Here is a 16282-nt window from a genome sequence, read left to right on the forward strand (position 1 = left end):
GGTCGGTGGCTCAGAAGACGTGCTGCTCCCTGAGCCCGAGCAGCCACCGCGCCGGCCGGGGCAGTCCCCACTGGGCGCACAGCGCCAGCGCGGCCTCGGCGTGCGCGGCGGCCTCCGGCGTCCGTCCCGAGGCCGCGGCGGCCAGGGCGAGGAAGGCGTCCACCGGCCCCAGCGCAGCGGTCGACCCGGCGGCGGCCATCTGCCCGGCGTACGGCGCGAGCCAGCGGTAGGCCCGCGCCGCCAGGTCCGCGTCCCCTCGGCGCAGGGCCAGCTCGGCGCTCATCGCGGCCACGACCATGCCCATGTAGGTCTCGTCCGGGTCGGGGACCGGGAAGCTGCTCAGCAGCGCCTCGGCCGCGTCGTCCAGCCCGAGCCGCAGCATGGCCACGGCGACCAGCATCTCCAGCGGCACCTCGGGGTGTCCCTCGAGGTGGCCGAGGGCCGCCGCGAAGGCCTCGGTCTCCCCGCGCCAGGTCATCCGCAACAGCTGCAGGCTGGCCGCGGCACTGGTGAGGTTGGACATGGTGAGCCGCTCGCGCAGCTCGTGCACCTGGGCCAGCGCCCGGTCGGCCTCCGCGTCGCGGCCGGCCATGAGCAGCAGCGGTGTGTGCAGGAGCAGCAGGGTCACCAGCGGCGTGACCTGCCCGTGCTGCTCGGCCAGGGCGAGGGTGCGCGGCAGCTCGGCGCGGGCACGCTCGACCTGACCGGTCTCGACCAGGCTGATCGCCCGGAACGTCGCGCAGGTGACCTCGTGGCGCACGTGGCCGCCGCTCCTCGCGAGGAGCAGCGCGCGTTCGGCCGCCTCGAGGCGCCAGGCCGCGGTGGCCGGGCGCCAGCACGCGGAGTAGGCCTGCTGGAGCGCGACGCAGGTCAGTGCGTCGTCGTCCAGCTGGTCGGCCAGCGCGAGGGCCGCGTCGGTGAGGGCCTCGAGCTCGTCGGGTGAGGCGATGTAGAAGCTCTGCACCGCGATGCTGAGCAGGATCCGGCAGCGCAGGGCCCGGTCGGCGGGGTCGACCAGCCCCAGCGAGCGGCGCAGCGCGTGGACCAGGTCCGCGGCGACCGTCCCGTAGCGCTGGACGTGCCAGATCGAGCCCTCCGGCAGGCTGGTCGCCGCCCGGGCCACCAGGTCCGGACGATCCATCCGCTCCGCGACGGCGATCGCCTCGGTCACGGCCAGCGCGGCGCCGTCCCAGTCGTCGGCGTGCCGACAGGCCGCGGCCAACCGCTCGAGCAGGTCGAAGCGCTGGTCGTCGTCGCCCTCGACGTCGAGCCGGTGAGCCGCCAGGGCGTCGCGCAGGAGGCGGGCCTCGTCGTCGTGGGCGAAGACCCGTCGGGCGCGCTCGGCGGTCGCGCTGGTCGAGCGCCAGGCCCGAGCGGCGTACGCCGTGCCGGCCGCGCGCCAGTGCGCCGCGGCCGCGGCCCGTCGGACCGGGTCGATCGTCGCCTCGAGCGCCTCGGCGACCGCGGCGTGCCGGCCGGAGAGGTCCGCCGGGCGCAGGTCGGCCAGCACCGCGTCGCGCACCAGCGCGTGGCTCCAGGACCACTCGCCGTCGTCGGTCCGCACCAGCACGCCGGCGGTGCCGGCCAGGGCGAGGGCGTCCGAGGTCTCGAGCACCGGGGTGCCCCAGGCCCGCGCGACGACCTCGGCGTCGAACCGGACCCCGGCCACGGCGGCGAAGCGCAGCGCCTCGGCCGTGTCCTGCGGCAGCGCGGCCAACCGGCGCCGGACGAGCCCGGCCAGCGACGGGGGCGGGTCGGCCGCGGCGGGGTCCCCCGCGCGCAGCAGCTCGACGACGTACAGCGGGTGGCCGCCCGCCCGCTCGTCGAGCCGGGCCAGGGCGACGGCGTCCAGCTCGTGTCCGGTGACGGCCCGGGCCAGGTCCGCCACCTCGCCCGGCGCGAGTCGCTCGAGGTGCAGCTCGGCGCCCCCGGACCGGGCCACGGCCCCGACGAGCCCGGAGACGGCCGCCGCCCCCTCGGGCCGGTGGGTCACCACCAGGGCGAGGGGCACGTCGGCGAGGTGGTCCACGAGGTGGGTCAGCACCCGGAGCGTGGCCGGGTCGCACCAGTGCGCGTCCTCGACGACCAGGAGCAGCGGGGTGTGGCGGACCAGCCCGCGGACCGCGTCGGCCAGACGCGCGGTCTGGGCGAACCGGGCCGCTCCGACCTCGTCCTCGTCGCCGTCGGGCGGCGCGGTCGCGGCGGGGCCGGGGTCGACCGGGCGCGTGACGTCCGCGGCGACGCACAGCTCGTCGACCACCCGGGTCAGGGCGTACAGGGGCGGTGCGTCGTCGCCGTCGACACCTCGCAGCGTGGCGACCGCCGGCGCGCCGGGACCGGCCGAGACCTGCTCGACGAGCTCGGCGACGAGCCGGGACTTGCCGATGCCGGCCTCTCCGGCGACCACGGCGTGGGCCGGGCGGCCCGCGAGCGCGGTCGCGAGGAGGGTGCGCAGCGTCGCCAGCTCGCGGCCGCGCCCGACCAGGCCGCCGGCCCGGACGGGAGCCGACGGGGCCGGAGGGCGGTCACCGGGACCGCCGCCGGTGCCGAGCAGAGCCGGGTCCTGGCGCAGGATGTCGGCCTGGAGCCGCTGCACCGAGGGGCTCGGGTCGATGCCGAGCTCCTCGCCGAGGGTCTCGCGCAGCCGGGCCAGCAGGGCGAGAGCGTCGGCCTGCCGGTCGGTGCGCACCAGCGCGACCGCCCACAGCGCCCAGAGCTGCTCGCGCAGCGGGTGGAGGGCGACGAGCTCCTCCAGGGCCCCCGCGGCCCGGCGCGCGCGGCCCAGGGCCAGGTCGGTGACGACGACCAGCGTGTCGGCGTCGGTGCGGAGCTCCTCGAGCCGGCGCCGCTCCCCGGCCGCAGCCGACTCCTCGTCGAGGTCGGCGTACGCCTCACCCCGCCACAGGGCGAGGGCGGTGAGCAGTTCCTGCTGGACCCGCTCCGCGGTCCCGTGGTCGGCGCCGACGCTGGGACGACCGAGGTCGCCGTGCGCGCGGAGCTCCTTCTCGGCCCGGGCCACGGTCGCGGCGAAGCGCTCGGCGTCGACCTGGTCGCGCGGGACGCTCAGCCGGTAGCCGCCCGCCTCGTGCACGAGCACCTCGGCGGGCGAGCGCGGTCGGCGGTGCGGCTCGAGCAGCCGGCGCAGCGACGCGACGTACCCCTGGAGGGTGTTGGCCGCGCCCGGCGACGGGGCGCCGCGCCACAGCTGGTCGATCAGCCGGTCGGCCGAGACCAGCTGACCGCGCGCCAGGGTCAGCAGCGCCAGCAGGCTGCGCTGACGCTGCGCACTCAGCTCGACCCGCGTCCCGTCGACGCGCAGCGATGTCGCGCCGAGGACATCGACCTCGACGTCGGTCGCCCCCATGGTGGCCCTGCCCTTCGTTACCTTTATGACCGCCATGAGGGTAACGGCGCCGACTGCAGCGCCGCCGCAGTGCGACTGCAGCGCGGGGCGGGAGGGTCGTCTCGACCCCCCGAGACAGGAGCAGACCGTGCCCCGACCACCCCTCTCCGCGACCGCGCCCGGAACCGGTGCCACCTCCTCCACCGCGGGCCCCGCACCGGACGGCGTCCCGCCGCTGGTGCGGACCGGGCGGGCCGGGGAGGAGCCCCGATGAGCGGCATCGACCTGACCACCATGCTGGCCATTCACCACGGCCTGCGCCGCGACCTGCGCCGCTTCGCCGCGGCGGCGGTGGCCACGCCGGTCGGCGACACCGGGGCGTGGTCGGCGCTGCTGAGGCGGTGGGACCTGTTCGCGGCGGTCCTGGAGGACCACCACCACAACGAGGACCTGGTCGTCTGGCCCCTGCTGCGCGAGCGTGCCGCGGAGGCCGGCGACAGCCACGCCCTGCGGGTCCTCGCCGAGGCCGAGGCCGAGCACGACGGCATCGACGCGCTGCTGCGCCCGGCCCGCGGCGCCCTCGCCGTGCGCCGCGACGCCACCGGCGCGGTGGAGCGCGCCCGGCGCGGGCTCGAGCGTCACCTGGACCACGAGGAGAGCGAGGCGCTCCCGCTGCTCGGGCAGTACGTCGGCGCCGCGGAGTGGGACGAAGTGCAGGCCAGCCTGCGCACCGGCCCGCCGGCCCGGCTGCTGCTATCGCTCCCGGCCTGGCTCCTGGACGAGCTGCCCGCCGAGCTGGCCCACCCGTTGGTCGCCGGGGCCGGCTGGCACCTCCGGCTGATCGCCCGGCTCGGAGCGCCGCGCCTGCGTCGGCTCGACCGGCGCGCGTTCCGGCACGTCTCCCAGTCAGATCCCAGCGCGGCCCCAGTGGCCGGGAGCAGCGTGCTCCCGTGAGCACTCTCGTCCTGAGCCGCGACGTCGACGTCGCGCTGCCCGCCCACCGGCTCGCCGCAGTGGTCCTCGACTGGCGCCGCGACCCCCTGTGGCGCGCGCAGGTCCGGTCCTTCGCCGCGAGCCCCGACAGCCGAGCCGTCACCGGCCAGCAGCTGGTCGAGGAGCTCGTGTTCGCGGGCCTGACCTTCCGCACGACCACCGTCGTCGACCGCGCCGAGCCCCTCGCCGCGTCGTACGCCGGGCAGAGCCGGTCGGTGCGGGTGCGCGGCCACCGCGTGGTCACGCCGGTCTCCTCGACGACCTCGCGGGTCCGGCTGCACACCGAGATCGAGCTGCTCGGCGCGCTCAGGCTGCTGCAGCCGCTGCTGGCGCCGTCGTACCGCCGGACCGACGCCGCCGACGCGGCCCACCTGGCCGAGATCGCGGTCGAGGCTGCGAACCGGGTCGGTGCGGCGTGACCTGGCTCCCGGAGGGCTGGCAGCACCCGAGCCGCGTCGAGCTGCCCACCGGGCACCACCTCCGGCCGATCCACCCCGACGACACCCCGCTCGACCTGCCCGCGGTCCGCGGCTCGCGGGAGCGGCTGTGGTCGATCTACGGGGCCGCGTGGGGCTGGCCGCCGGCCGACCTCACCGAGGAGCAGGACCGCGAGGACCTGCAGTACCACTGGGACGAGGCCCAGCGGCAGAGCTCGTTCAACTACGCGCTCCTCGACGCCGAGGAGACCGAGCTCGTCGGCTGCGTCTACGTCGACCCGCCCGAGCGCGTCGGCGCCGACGCCGAGATCTCATGGTGGGTGCGCGAGGAGCACGTGGGCGGCCCGGTCGAGGCTGCGCTCGACGCGTTCGTGCCGCAGTGGGTGGCCGAGGTGTGGCCGCTGCGCGCCCCGAGGTACGTCGGGCGCGACCTCTCGTGGCAGGAGTGGCTGGCCCTGCCGGAGATCGAGGCCTCCGAGACCCCCTGACCCCCCTGGCCGCGCCGCCGCTCCGGCCACCCCCAGGGCCGGGGCGGCGGCGCCACTCCCCACGAGGACACCCTGTGCCGACCACGCGCCGTACCGGCTCCCGCCGGGTCCGCCACCGCCTGCGCCAAGCACTGGCCCTGGTCGCGCTGGCCGCGCTGCTCACCACCAGCGCCTGCCTGGGACCGCTCTACCAGCGGGCCGCGGAGCAGGCCCTGGCCACCTCGGTGCTGACCCACGCCCCGCCGGCGGACCGTGCGCTGCGGCTCACCTCCAGCGAGCGCTCGGCCGCCGACCTGGAACGACTGCTGCCCGCGCGGACCGCGCGGTCCTTCGCGTCGCCGATCGTGGCCCGCGGCGTCCCGGTCGACGTCGACCTGCCGGGGAGCGACGACTCCGTCCTGACCCGGCTCTACGCCGTGGACGAGGCGTGCGCCCGCCTCGAGGTGGTGAGCGGCCGGTGTCCCGCGGCTCCGGGCGAGGTCCTGGTGAGCACCGCGGACATCGAGCTGAACGGCTGGACGGTCGGCGGCCGGGCGTCGTTCGCCGAGGCCGTCGACGCGGACGAGGCCCAGCCCGTGACGGGGGAGCTCACCGTAGTGGGCACCTACCGGGTCCGCGACGCCGAGTGGCTGGGCGCGCCCTCCACCGGCCGCGCCGGGACGGAGATCCCCGACATCGGCCCGGCCACCGACGACTGGGTCACCGCCCCGGAGACGATCACCGGCGACCCGGCGCCGGCCTGGGACGCCGTCGCCACCTCGGTGGTCTGGGCCCTCGACGTCGACACGGTCGACCACGACAGCCTGCTGCGCGTCGGGGCCGCCGTCGACCGGATCCGCGTCGATGCCCTGGACAGCTCCGGCAGCGTCGACGTCCTCCCGGTCACCGACCTGCCCGGGATGGCCGAGCGGGTGGCCGCCGGCAGCGACCAGGGACGGACGACGATCGTGGTCCTGGCCTCCCAGCTGCTGGTCCTGGTCGCGGTGGTGCTGTGGATGGTCCTCGCCGCGGCGACGGGGGACCGGCGGGCCGAGCTGGCCCTGGTCCGCCTGCGTGGGCGGGGACGGCGGGGCGCCGCGGCGTACCTGCTGTCCGAGCTGGCCCCCCTCGCGCTCGCCGGCGTGGCTCTCGGGGCCCTCGCGGCGCCGTTCGGCACGGGGCTGGTGGCCCGGGTGGTCTTCCCCGTCCCGGTCGACCACGAACTGACCGACGGCTTCCTGCTCGCCGTCGCCGGCGCGGCCCTCGCGGTGCTCGGGGTCGTGCTGGTCGCCGCGCGGCGGGCCGCGCGGGAGCCCGTCGAGTCCCTGCTGCGCGCCGTGCCCCCCTCGCACGGCGGTCGTCGGGGCGGGGCGGTCGAGCTCGCGGTGACGGTCTTCTGCCTGAGCGCCGTCGTCGCCCTCGTCACCGGCAACCTGGAGGGACCGCTGGCCACGCTGGCGCCCACCCTCCTGGCGGTCGCGGTGGGGCTGCTGCTGGGCCGTGCCGTCGTCCCCGCCACCCGCTGGGCGGCCCGCCGGCTCCTCCGGCACGGTCGGGCGGTCGTGGGGGCCGGGCTCCTCAGCTCGGTACGACGGCCCGCGGCCCGGTCGGTCCTGGTGATGGTCGTGGTCGCCACCGCGCTCGTCACCTTCTGCCTCGACGCTCTGGTCACCGGCCAGCACAACCGCCAGGGCGCGGCGGAGCAGCTCAACGGGGCCCGCTACTCGCTCCGGCTGGCCCCCGAGACCGACCTGGACGACCTGCTGGAGGCCGTCCGCGCCGCCGACCCCGAGCGCGAGCACCTCACGCCGGTCGTCACCACCACCAACAACGGCTCCGCGACCCCGCCGACGGTGGCGGTGGACCCGGTCGCCCTGCCCCGGGTGGCCTTCTTCCCCGGCTCGGCACCGGACCCCGCGCAGTGGGCGGGGATCGCAGCACCGGACGTCGAGCCCCTCGACCTCACCGGCGCGACCCTGAGCGGCACCGTCACCTCGCAGAGCGTCCGGCTCCGCGGCCCGGCGCACGAGCGCGTCGACGAGCTGCGGATCGCCCTGCGCTACGTCGGACCCGACCACCGTTCGCTGGTCGAGCCGCTGTCGGTGATCGCGACCGGCGACGGCTCGGCGTCCTTCGCGGTGTCCCTGCCCTGCGCCGACGGGTGCACGCTCACCGGTCTCCAGGTCACCGCCCCGGTGGGCGGCCGGACCGAGGGGACGGTGGTCCTGCACGGGCTGACGGTGGACGGGCTGCCGTTCGCGCTCGGGACGCCGGACGACTGGCCCCGGGTCAGCGACATCGGCGGCACGCTCACAGCCGCTGCGGCCGCGGACGGCGGCCTCGCCGTCACGATCTCCGCCGAGACCGCGTCCCCGCCCGTGCTCACCCACGCCTGGGTGCCCCAGCCGGTCCACGCCCTGGTCAGCGGGGACGAGACCGGCGAGTTCCTCGCGCCGGGGCCGAACGGCCAGATCGCGCTGACGGCCACCGGCCGGGTGGCCCAGGTGCCGGGCTCGCCTCCGGGCACGCGCGTGGTGGACCTCGAGAGCATCCAGCGCCGCCCGGAGGCTCGGGGCGGGACCGACCTGGTCGAGGTGTGGTCCGACGACGCCGACGCGCTGCGGCGGGTGCGCACCGCGCTGCGCGACCGCGGAGTGGCCGCCGCCGACGTCACCACGGTCGGCCAGGTCCGCGCCGAGCTCGACGCCTCACCGGCGGCGTGGAGCCTCGCGCTCTCGGTGCTGGTCGGTCTGCTCGCCGTCCTGGTGGCCACGCTGGTGCTCCTCGTCACGACCGCGACCACCTGGCGGGCCCGGGCCGGCGACCTCGCCGCGCTGCGGATGGCGGGTCTGCGACCGAGACTGCTGCGGCGGGTGGAGCTGTTCGGTCAGCTCCCCGTCGTCGTGGTCGGCGCGGTCGCCGGGACCGCCTGCGGGCTCGGCGCCGGCGTGCTCGCTCTGCCCGGCGTACGCCAGTTCACCGACCCGCCGGCCGTCGACACCACCGACTTCTCGACGCCGTGGTCGGCGGTGCTGACCGGAGCCTCCGTGGCGCTGCTGGTGCTCGTCGCGGTGGCGTCGGCCGCGGCCCGGTGGGTCGCGCGCCGGGCCGTCCTCGAGCTGGTCGAGGAGTCGGTCTGATGGTCGTCGAGCCGACCGCCGAGCCGGGCGCGCCGGGCCCTCGTGGCCTGAGCGTGCGGACCCGGGGGCTGGTGCACGTCTATCGCGGCGAGGGTCGCGACGTGGCCGCCCTCGCCGGGGTCGACCTGAGCGTGCGGGCCGGGGAGGTGGTGGCGCTGCTCGGCCCGTCGGGCGCGGGGAAGTCGACGCTGCTGTCGTTGCTGGCCGGGCTGTTCCGACCGACCGCCGGCAGCGTCCACGTGGGGGAGCTCGACCTGACCCGGGCCGCGCAGCCCGAGCTGGACCGGCTGCACGCCCACGGGGCGTCGCTGATGCTGCAGGGGGCCGCCCGCAACCTCGTGCCGTTCCTGACCGCCGAGGAGAACATCGCTTTCGCCCAGCACGCCGCGCGGCGGGCCCGCGGCGAGGCGCGGCTCCCGGACGCGTCCGAGCTGCTGCGCACCGTCGGGCTCGCCGGCGACGGTGGCGCGCCGCTGTCGTCGTTCACCCCCGGGCAGCTGCAGCTGGTCACCCTGGCCGTGGTGCTGGCCACCGCGCCGGGACTGCTGCTCGCGGACGAGCCGACGAGCCGGCTCGACCACGCGGCCAGAGAGCGGGTCCTGGCGGCGCTGAGCGCCGTGAACCGGCGGTGGGGGACGACGGTCGTGCTGGTCACCCACGACGCCGAGGTGGCGCGGTGGGTCCCGCGCACCGTGACGATCCGGGACGGCCGGATCGGGGGCGAGGGCCGTTCGGGTGAGGAGTACGCCGTGGTGACCGCCGACGGGTTCCTCCCGCTGCCGGCCCACGCGCTGGAGCTGCTGGCACCGGGCACGCTGGTGCGCTTCGAGCTCGACCACGGGGTCTACCGGCTGCGCGTCGAGGAGGGCTCGTGAGCGGCTCGCGGCTGGCGCTGGAGGACGTCGAGGTCCGCCACGGCGAGGTGGTCGCCGTGGCCGGTGTGAGCCTGGTCGTGCCGGCGGGTCGGGTGCTGGCGGTGACCGGCCCGTCGGGAGCCGGAAAGACCTCCCTGCTGTGGGCGATGGCGGGGGCACTGAGGCCCGACCGCGGTCGCGTCCTCCTCGACGGGATCCCGGTCGGCGCCCGGCACCAGGCGGCGGCCCGCGGTGCGGTGCTCGTGCCGCAGGGCAACGGGCTGGCCACCGTGCTCACGGCCGCGGAGAACGTCGTCGTGCCGCTGCTGGCCCAAGGGCACGACGCCCGGGACGCCACGGCCCGCGGCGAGGAGGCGCTGCGCCTGGTCGGGCTGGCCGAGTGGAGGGACCACCTGGTCGAGGAGCTGTCCGGTGGCCAGGCCCAGCGGGTCGCCGTCGCCCGGGCCCTGGCGGCCCGGCCCACCCTCCTGCTGGCCGACGAGGCCACGAGCGAGCTGGACAGCGGCAACCGTGGGGTCGTGCTCGGAGCGCTGCGTGCCGCGGTCGAGCGGGGGGCTGCGGTGGTGCTGGCCACCCACGACCCCGAGGCCGCCGCCGCGGCCGACGCCGAGCTCGCCCTCGACGAGGGGCACGCCACCTGGGTGCGTCCCTTCACCTGACGTGGGGACCGTCCCAGGCTCAGCCCCGGGCGCGGTCCACGGTCAGCGCGAGCGCGTTCAGGCCGGCCCACCCGAGGGTGACCGCGAGCACCTTCTTGCGCACGTCCTCGTCGTCGGTCCAGGTGGCCAACAGGGCGCAGTCACCGAGGTCCATGGCGATGCGCAGCGCCATGGCGGTGCGGACCGTGCGGTCGGAGCGGCCGAACACCGCGAGGCTGCTGATGGCCAGGTCGCGCACGCCGAAGGTCCGGGCGAGCAGCTCGAGGCCGGCGCTGTGCTGCTCGGCCTGCAGCGCCTGCCACAGGTGGGCGGGGCGGGCGAGCGCGAAGACGCCGTAGGCCGCCGTGGCGGAGGAGAGGGTGCGGCTGAGCGGAGAGGCCATGGTCGGGCGGTACCCGATGCTCAGGCGTCGGCGTACGTCGCGAAGCGGCGCAGCAGCGAGATCGAGCGGCCCGGGTCCTCGGCGAGGGCGGCGGTGTGGGCCGCGGTGGTGGCGGGCAGGTCCGGGAGGCCGAGGCCGGCCGCGGTGGTCGCGCAGTGGGCGGCGGCGTCGCGGACCACTTCGGGCTCCAGGCTGACCAGCCCCTCGAAGCGACGGGCGCCGCCGGTGGTGCCGTCGCGCGGTGGCTCCCAGGCCACGAGCACGACGCTGAAGCGCGGGTCGACGCAGACCACGGCCCACTCGTTGCGCATGGGGGAGTCCTCGGGCAGCGCGACGCGCGCGGGCGACGCGTCGGGGTCGCTGGCGGCGAAGTCGGAGAACGTCACCGCGGAAGTGGCGGAGCGGGCGAGCTCGCGCCAGCGCCGGCCGGCCCGCTCCAGGTGGCGCTGGTGCTGGAAGCAGCCGAAGAGCAGCGGCCGCGACGCGTAGGCCAGGCACTCGTCCTCGATGGACCAGGACAGCGCCTTCATCACGCGCTCGCCGACCCGGATCGGCTCCAGGTGCGGGTGCGCGGCGCGCAGCGCGGCGTACAGCGACTGCGTGTCCCCTGCGCCGACGACCCGGTTGACCGCGGCGACCGCGGCGCTCAGGGACAGGCCGCGCTGCCTCTCGGCCAGCACCCGCCCGACCCGCTCGACGTCGCTGGCGAGGTAGCGGCGCTGTCCTCCGGCCGTCCGGACCGGCGCCGGGAAGCCCACGCGCCGCTCCCACGCCCGCAGCGTCGTGCTGGCCACCCCCGTGCGCGCCTCGAGCTCACCGATGCCGATGAGCTCGTCCGGCCCGGCGCTCACCGGGCTCCTGGTTCAGCCCTGGAGGTGAGGCACGTGGTCTGCACACCCGCCATGCTAGATCCTCGACAGAGTGTCTAGGTAGGACATGGATACTTGTACACGATCGAAAAGTACGGCGAGAGGCCACCGTTGGACAACGCCAGACCGCGCACGCCGGTGCGAGCCGCCGTCGTGTCGCGCCATCCGCTGACCCGGGCGGGCATCACCGCGCTCCTGGGCGCGCACCCGGCCCGGGTCGCCGTGCTCGACGTGGCCTCGTCCGACGGCCACCTGAGCGGCCACGACGTGGTGATCTACGACCTGGCCGGGTTGGCCGCGGGTGGCTCGGAGGACCTGGACCACCTGGTCGCCGGTCGCGCGCCCGTGCTGGGCCTGGAGCCGCTGGGCCGACCCGACCTCGGCGAGGGCGCCCAGGCGATGGGCGTGGCCATCGTGGTGCCGGCCTCGATCAGCGGTCCCGGCCTGCTGCAGGCCGTCGAGCGCACCGCCGCCGGCTACCGCCAGGACCCCGCGGCGCGGCGGGCGGCGGCCCTCGCGGCCGTGGCGAGCTCGACCGGGCTGACCACCCGCGAGCTCGAGATCCTCGCCCTCATCGCCCAGGGCCTGCGCAACCACGACATCGCCGCGCGGCTCTTCCTGAGCATCAACTCGGTCAAGAGCTACATCCGGCTCGGCTACCGCAAGATCAAGGCCACCAGTCGCAGCGAGGCCGTGTTGTGGGCGGTCCGGCACGACCTGGTCCGGCTGGTCGGCGGCGGTCCCGCGACGCTCGCCGTCGGGAATGCCGAGACCCCCGCAGACCGTTGAGGGACCGTGAGCGAGGAGTTCGAGTTCGAGGCACCGGCCGTGGTCTTCCCGGGCAAGGTGGCCCAGCCGCAGTCGGCCTACCGCGTGGCCTACGACCTGCTGGAGCGGCGCGCTCCGGCTGAGGCCCTGGACGTGCTCGAGCCCGCCCTGGAGCAGGAGCCCCGCAACCACGGGCTCCGCACCCTGCGGGCCTGGGCCTACCTCATCCGCGCCCAGCTCGGCCGGGCCGAGCAGGAGCTCGCGGCACTGGTCGACGACGACCCCAGCGACGTGTGGGCCCGCCACGCCCTCGGTCGCGCGCTCGAGCGCCAGAGCCGGCCGGCCGAGGCCCTGCCGCACCTGCGGCTGGCCGCCGCCATGAGCGGCGACCCGGTCCACCAGGCCGCGGCCAACCGGGTCCAGGCCCGGGTGGCACAGCTCAGCTGAGGCGTCCGGACCGGCCTCAGGCCGCGGCATCGGTACGCCGGCGCCAGGTGGCGACCAGGTCGAGGTAGACCTCCGGGTCCTCGAGCATGAGCACGTGGCGCCGGTCATCGAGGACGTGGCCCTCCCAGTCGGGGCGCGCGGCCAGGACCGCCCGCAGGGTGCGGGCGGGGACGAGGGCGTCGGCGGTGCCGCCGAGCAGGAGCGTGGGCGCCTGCACGCGGCGTACGGCGCGCCACACGCCCCGCGGGTCGGTCCAGGTCGCGGCGATCGAGGCGAGCGCGCCGAGCAGCGCGCTGCGCCGGGTCTCCGGGCTCAGCTCCGGTGAGGTGAGGTCGGCGGCCATCAGGTCGAGGACCCGGCGGTCGACGCTGTCGGGGTCGGGGAAGATCAGCTGCAGCATCGCCCGGTCGCGGCGCTGGCTGAGGCTCGGGCCGGCCAGGCCGACGGCGCCGAGGGCGGCGGCGGTCACCGACGACAGCGCGACCGGCAGCATCCCCTCGAGGGTCGCGCGCGAGGGCAGGACCAGGCCGACCGGCAGCCGCGGCGGCAGTGCGGGGGAGACGAGCACGAGCCGCGCGACCCGGTCGGGGTGGCGGGCCGCCAGCACGGTGCCGACGAGGCCGCCCATGGAGTTGCCGTGCAGCGCGAAGCTCGCCCAGCCGAGCGCCTCGGCCGCCTCGAGCACCACGTCGACGTACCCCCGCACGGTGAGCCGGTCGTCCGGCAGCGGTGCGGTCCGTCCGAAGCCGGGCAGGTCCAGCGCCACGACCGGGCCGTGCGCGGCCAGTCCGCTCATCACCTCGACCCAGGTGGCCGCCGAGCCGCCCAGCCCGTGCACCAGCAGCTGCGGCTCGGCGGAGGCCTCGGAGGCGCGGGACTCCGCGCGCAGGACGCGGACCCGCCGCCCGCCCACCTCGAGGTGGGTGTCGAGGACGTCGGGGTAGCCGCGGACCCGGTGGCTCATCGCCCCAGAGTGCCCCACCCCGCCGCGCGGCATGCGCTCCTCGGCCAGGCTGTGGTCGATCAGGCCACGAGGATCTTGGTGCCGTCGACGGTGATGGGGACGGTGGCCAGCGACTGCGTGGCGGGGCCCTGGGTCACCGAGCCGTCGTCGATGGAGAAGCGGCTGCCGTGCAGGGGGCACTCGATGCCGTCCGAGCCGACCGCGTCGAGCGCCGCACCCTGGTGGGTGCACACCGCGGCGAAGGCCTTGAACTCGCCGTCGGTCGGCTGGGTCACCACGACACCGGCGTCGGCCAGGACGATCCCGCCGCCCACGGGCACCTCGTCGGTGGTGGTCAGCTCGCTCCCCGCCGTGACCGGCGGCGAGGTGTCGGGATCGCCGGCCTCGTCGGACGACGAGCCCCCGCACCCGGCCAGCGCCACGGCGATGCCGAGCACCCCCATGCCCTGGAAGACGATGCGCCGGCTCATCACGTCGGTCATGGTGAAATCCTGTACGACCGCCCCAAGAGGAGCCTGTGAGCGCGCCCCGAGCTCGGCTCAGAGCGCTCGGCGCACCACCACGCGCGGGAAGCCGGCGCTGACCGACCGGGTCTCCGCGACCTGGGTGAAGCCGGCCCGCTCGAACATCGCCAGGGTCCCGACGAACGCCATCGTCAGGTCCACCTTCGCGCCACGGTTGTCGACGGGGACGGCCTCGACGGCCGGGGCGCCGTGGGCGCGGGCGAGCTCGACCGCGCCCTCGATGAGCGCGGCGCTGACCCCGCGGCCGCGGAAGCCGGGTCGCACCCGGACGCAGAAGACGTTCCACACCGGCTGGTCGTCGTACGCCGCGATCCTGGTCGAGCGCGCCACCGGCAGCTCGGCGCGCGGGGCCACTCCCGCCCACCCGCACACCTCGTCGCCGTCGTAGGCCAGGACGCCCGGCGGCACGGGAGCGGCCACCAGGTCGCGCACGTACGCCGCGCGCTCGCGCCCGGCCAGGGAGCGGTTGGTGCGCGAGTCCACGCGGTGGCTCAGGCACCAGCAGACGGTGGCGTCCGGGCTCCGCTTCGGCCCCAGCATGGTGGCGACGTCGTCGAAGACCGTCGCCGGCCGCACCTCGATCGAGCCCCGGTCACCGGCCATTCCCAGACGGTAGTCCTCCGATTAGGGTCGCCGCGTGAACCGCCGCCTGCCGCAGCTCGTCGTCGTGCCCGTCGCCGCCCTGGCCCTCGTGCTGGCGCCCCAGGTGGGGGCCGAGGCCAAGAAGTACACCGGCAACGACCGCGACAACACGCTGAAGGGCAAGAGCTCGAACGACAGGTTCTACGGCTACGGCGGCAACGACACGATCACCGGGGCCGGGGGCAACGACAAGGCCTGGGGCGGCGACGGCGACGACACGCTCAAGCTGGGCGGCGGCGCCGACCAGGGCTACGGCGAGGCCGGCGACGACACCGTCCAGGGCGGCGGAGGCAACGACCTGGTCGACGGAGGAGACGGCGACGACCGGCTCACCGGCCAGGCGGGCGACGACCACCTCGTCGGCGGTGAGGGCGACGACCAGACCCTGCAGGGCGGCGCGGGTGACGACGTGGTCGAGGGTGGCGGCGGCCGCGACGACCTCGACGGCGGCGCGGGCAACGACACCCTCGACGACGGCGACGGCGACGACCACCTCTCGGCCGACGAGGGCGACGACGTGCTGCGCGTCGGGCCCGGCGCCGACGAGGTGTACGGCGAGCCGGGGGCCGACACGATCTACCTGCTCAACGACGGGGCCAAGGACGTCGTCTACTGCGGCGACCCGCAGGCCGGCGACCCCGGCGACGAGGTGGTGCTGGTCGGCGGTCGCGACCCGCTCGACGAGATCGCGCACTGCCCGACGATCACCACCCAGCGGATGACCCTGCCGTGGAGCCTCCTCGCGCGCACCCTCCGCTGAAAGGGTGAGAAAGCTCGGGTTCTCGTCCGCGGCCCGAGCGGCTCGGGTTAGCGTCGTCCCGTGAGTCGACTCCGCCGAGCCCTCGTCGTCCCCGCCTCCGTGGCGGTCCTCGCGCTGGTCCCGCCGCTCGCGGCCGACGCGAAGAACTTCCACGGGACCAAGAAGGCCGACACCGTCAAGGGCACACCCAAGAACGACAAGTTCAAGGGCAAGGACGGCAACGACCGCTTCAAGGGCATGGCCGGCAACGACAAGGCCTGGGGCGGCACCGGCAACGACACCCTCGAGGGCGGTCCCGGCGCTGACCTGCTGTACGGCGAGGACGGCGACGACGCTCTCAAGGGTGGTGGCGGCAACGACACCATGGACGGCGGGATCGGCAACGACCAGTTCGACGGTCAGGCCGGCAACGACACCGCCACCGGCGGCGACGGCAACGACACCTTCAGCATGGGCAGCGGCGACGACGTGGCCCACGGCGACGCCGGCAACGACATCCTCAGCATGGCCGATGGCAACGACCAGGCCTGGGGCGGCGACGGCGACGACCAGATCAAGGGCATCAACGGCAACGACGTCCTCTACGGCGAGGCCGGCAACGACTACGTCCAGGGCGGCGACGGCGACGACCTCGTCTACGGCGGCGACGGCGACGACGACCTCGACGGCGGCGCCGGCAACGACATCCTCTACAGCGGCGGTGGCACCGACCACCTCTCGGCCGACGAGGGCGACGACACCATCTACGTCGGCTACGGCGGCGGCGACACCTACGGCGAGCCCGGCGGCGACAAGATCTACGTCCTCAACGACGGCATCCGCGACGAGGTCTACTGCGCCGACGGCGGCGTCACCAACGGCGACCCGGGCGATCAGCTGATCCTCGTCGGCGGCCCGGACCGCACGGACCACATCAACTACTGCCCGACGCCGACCGTGGTCGCGAAGGGCACGCCGGAGTACGCCGCGATCCTGGCCAACATGGGAACGGTGCCGGCCGGCTTCTGACCAG

The 16282-nt window shown here is 76.1% G+C and carries 16 protein-coding genes; 10 read left to right on the forward strand and 6 right to left on the reverse strand.

Annotated features, from left to right (window positions below; all coding sequences use genetic code 11):
- Positions 1-10 precede the first annotated feature (10 nt).
- Positions 11-3364 carry a BTAD domain-containing putative transcriptional regulator gene (locus G5V58_RS02900; protein WP_165228604.1) on the reverse strand — a complete coding sequence of 1118 codons (3354 nt, stop codon included), beginning with the start codon at positions 3362-3364 and terminating at the stop codon, positions 11-13.
- A 249-nt stretch (positions 3365-3613) separates the two neighbouring features.
- On the opposite strand from G5V58_RS02900, the gene G5V58_RS02905 reads away from it, so the two are divergent.
- The 6 genes from G5V58_RS02905 (at position 3614) to G5V58_RS02930 (ending at position 9914) form a co-directional block, all read left to right on the forward strand.
- A complete protein-coding gene (locus tag G5V58_RS02905; protein ID WP_165228606.1) occupies positions 3614-4297 on the forward strand; it encodes a hemerythrin domain-containing protein in 684 nt (227 codons plus the stop codon).
- Positions 4294-4755 carry an SRPBCC family protein gene (locus G5V58_RS02910; protein WP_165228608.1) on the forward strand — a complete coding sequence of 154 codons (462 nt, stop codon included), beginning with the start codon at positions 4294-4296 and terminating at the stop codon, positions 4753-4755. Before G5V58_RS02905 ends, G5V58_RS02910 begins: the two co-directional genes overlap by 4 nt.
- Positions 4752-5261 carry a GNAT family N-acetyltransferase gene (locus G5V58_RS02915; RefSeq protein WP_165228610.1) on the forward strand — a complete coding sequence of 170 codons (510 nt, stop codon included), beginning with the start codon at positions 4752-4754 and terminating at the stop codon, positions 5259-5261. The genes G5V58_RS02910 and G5V58_RS02915 overlap by 4 nt, the downstream gene beginning before the upstream one ends.
- A 74-nt stretch (positions 5262-5335) precedes the next feature.
- Complete coding sequence (locus tag G5V58_RS02920; RefSeq protein WP_165228612.1) at positions 5336-8380, forward strand: FtsX-like permease family protein; 3045 nt, start codon at positions 5336-5338, stop codon at positions 8378-8380.
- Entirely contained in the window at positions 8380-9255 is an 876-nt protein-coding gene (locus G5V58_RS02925; RefSeq protein WP_165228614.1) for an ABC transporter ATP-binding protein, read from the forward strand. The genes G5V58_RS02920 and G5V58_RS02925 overlap by 1 nt, the downstream gene beginning before the upstream one ends.
- Positions 9252-9914: an ATP-binding cassette domain-containing protein gene (locus G5V58_RS02930; RefSeq protein ID WP_165228616.1), complete on the forward strand. Its 663-nt coding sequence runs from the start codon at positions 9252-9254 to the stop codon at positions 9912-9914. The genes G5V58_RS02925 and G5V58_RS02930 overlap by 4 nt, the downstream gene beginning before the upstream one ends.
- A 19-nt stretch (positions 9915-9933) precedes the next feature.
- On the opposite strand, the gene G5V58_RS02935 is transcribed toward G5V58_RS02930, so the two are convergent.
- Both G5V58_RS02935 and G5V58_RS02940 read right to left on the reverse strand, forming a co-directional pair.
- Positions 9934-10296: a hypothetical protein gene (locus G5V58_RS02935; protein WP_165228618.1), complete on the reverse strand. Its 363-nt coding sequence runs from the start codon at positions 10294-10296 to the stop codon at positions 9934-9936.
- A 20-nt stretch (positions 10297-10316) separates the two neighbouring features.
- Positions 10317-11147 (reverse strand): DICT sensory domain-containing protein, encoded by an 831-nt coding sequence (locus G5V58_RS02940; RefSeq protein ID WP_165228620.1) that lies wholly within the window; start codon positions 11145-11147, stop codon positions 10317-10319.
- Positions 11148-11318: 171 nt separating this feature from the next.
- Here G5V58_RS02940 and G5V58_RS02945 point away from each other — a divergent pair, with 171 nt between their 5' ends.
- Positions 11319-11954, forward strand: a complete 636-nt coding sequence (locus G5V58_RS02945) for a helix-turn-helix transcriptional regulator (RefSeq protein ID WP_165228622.1) — start codon at positions 11319-11321, stop codon at positions 11952-11954.
- A gap of 6 nt (positions 11955-11960) precedes the next feature.
- Positions 11961-12380: a tetratricopeptide repeat protein gene (locus G5V58_RS26320; RefSeq protein ID WP_268991257.1), complete on the forward strand. Its 420-nt coding sequence runs from the start codon at positions 11961-11963 to the stop codon at positions 12378-12380.
- A 16-nt stretch (positions 12381-12396) separates the two neighbouring features.
- Here G5V58_RS26320 and G5V58_RS02955 read toward each other — a convergent pair whose 3' ends face one another.
- From G5V58_RS02955 to G5V58_RS02965, 3 genes are read right to left on the reverse strand one after another with little or no spacing between them, the layout of a single operon-like run.
- A complete protein-coding gene (locus tag G5V58_RS02955) occupies positions 12397-13344 on the reverse strand; it encodes an alpha/beta fold hydrolase (protein ID WP_165228625.1) in 948 nt (315 codons plus the stop codon).
- A gap of 59 nt (positions 13345-13403) precedes the next feature.
- Entirely contained in the window at positions 13404-13826 is a 423-nt protein-coding gene (locus G5V58_RS02960; RefSeq protein WP_165228627.1) for a Rieske (2Fe-2S) protein, read from the reverse strand.
- Between the two features lie 57 nt (positions 13827-13883).
- On the reverse strand, positions 13884-14471 hold the full coding sequence (locus G5V58_RS02965; RefSeq protein WP_165228629.1) for a GNAT family N-acetyltransferase: 588 nt from the start codon (positions 14469-14471) through the stop codon (positions 13884-13886).
- A 34-nt stretch (positions 14472-14505) separates the two neighbouring features.
- On the opposite strand from G5V58_RS02965, the gene G5V58_RS02970 reads away from it, so the two are divergent.
- Positions 14506-15270, forward strand: coding sequence for a calcium-binding protein (locus tag G5V58_RS02970; protein WP_230487028.1), 765 nt, complete (start codon positions 14506-14508; stop codon positions 15268-15270).
- 60 nt (positions 15271-15330) lie between these two features.
- Positions 15331-16278 carry a calcium-binding protein gene (locus G5V58_RS02975; protein WP_165228631.1) on the forward strand — a complete coding sequence of 316 codons (948 nt, stop codon included), beginning with the start codon at positions 15331-15333 and terminating at the stop codon, positions 16276-16278.
- The last annotated feature ends 4 nt before the right edge of the window (positions 16279-16282 follow it).

The organism is Nocardioides anomalus, from assembly GCF_011046535.1.
GTDB lineage: Bacteria > Actinomycetota > Actinomycetes > Propionibacteriales > Nocardioidaceae > Nocardioides > Nocardioides anomalus.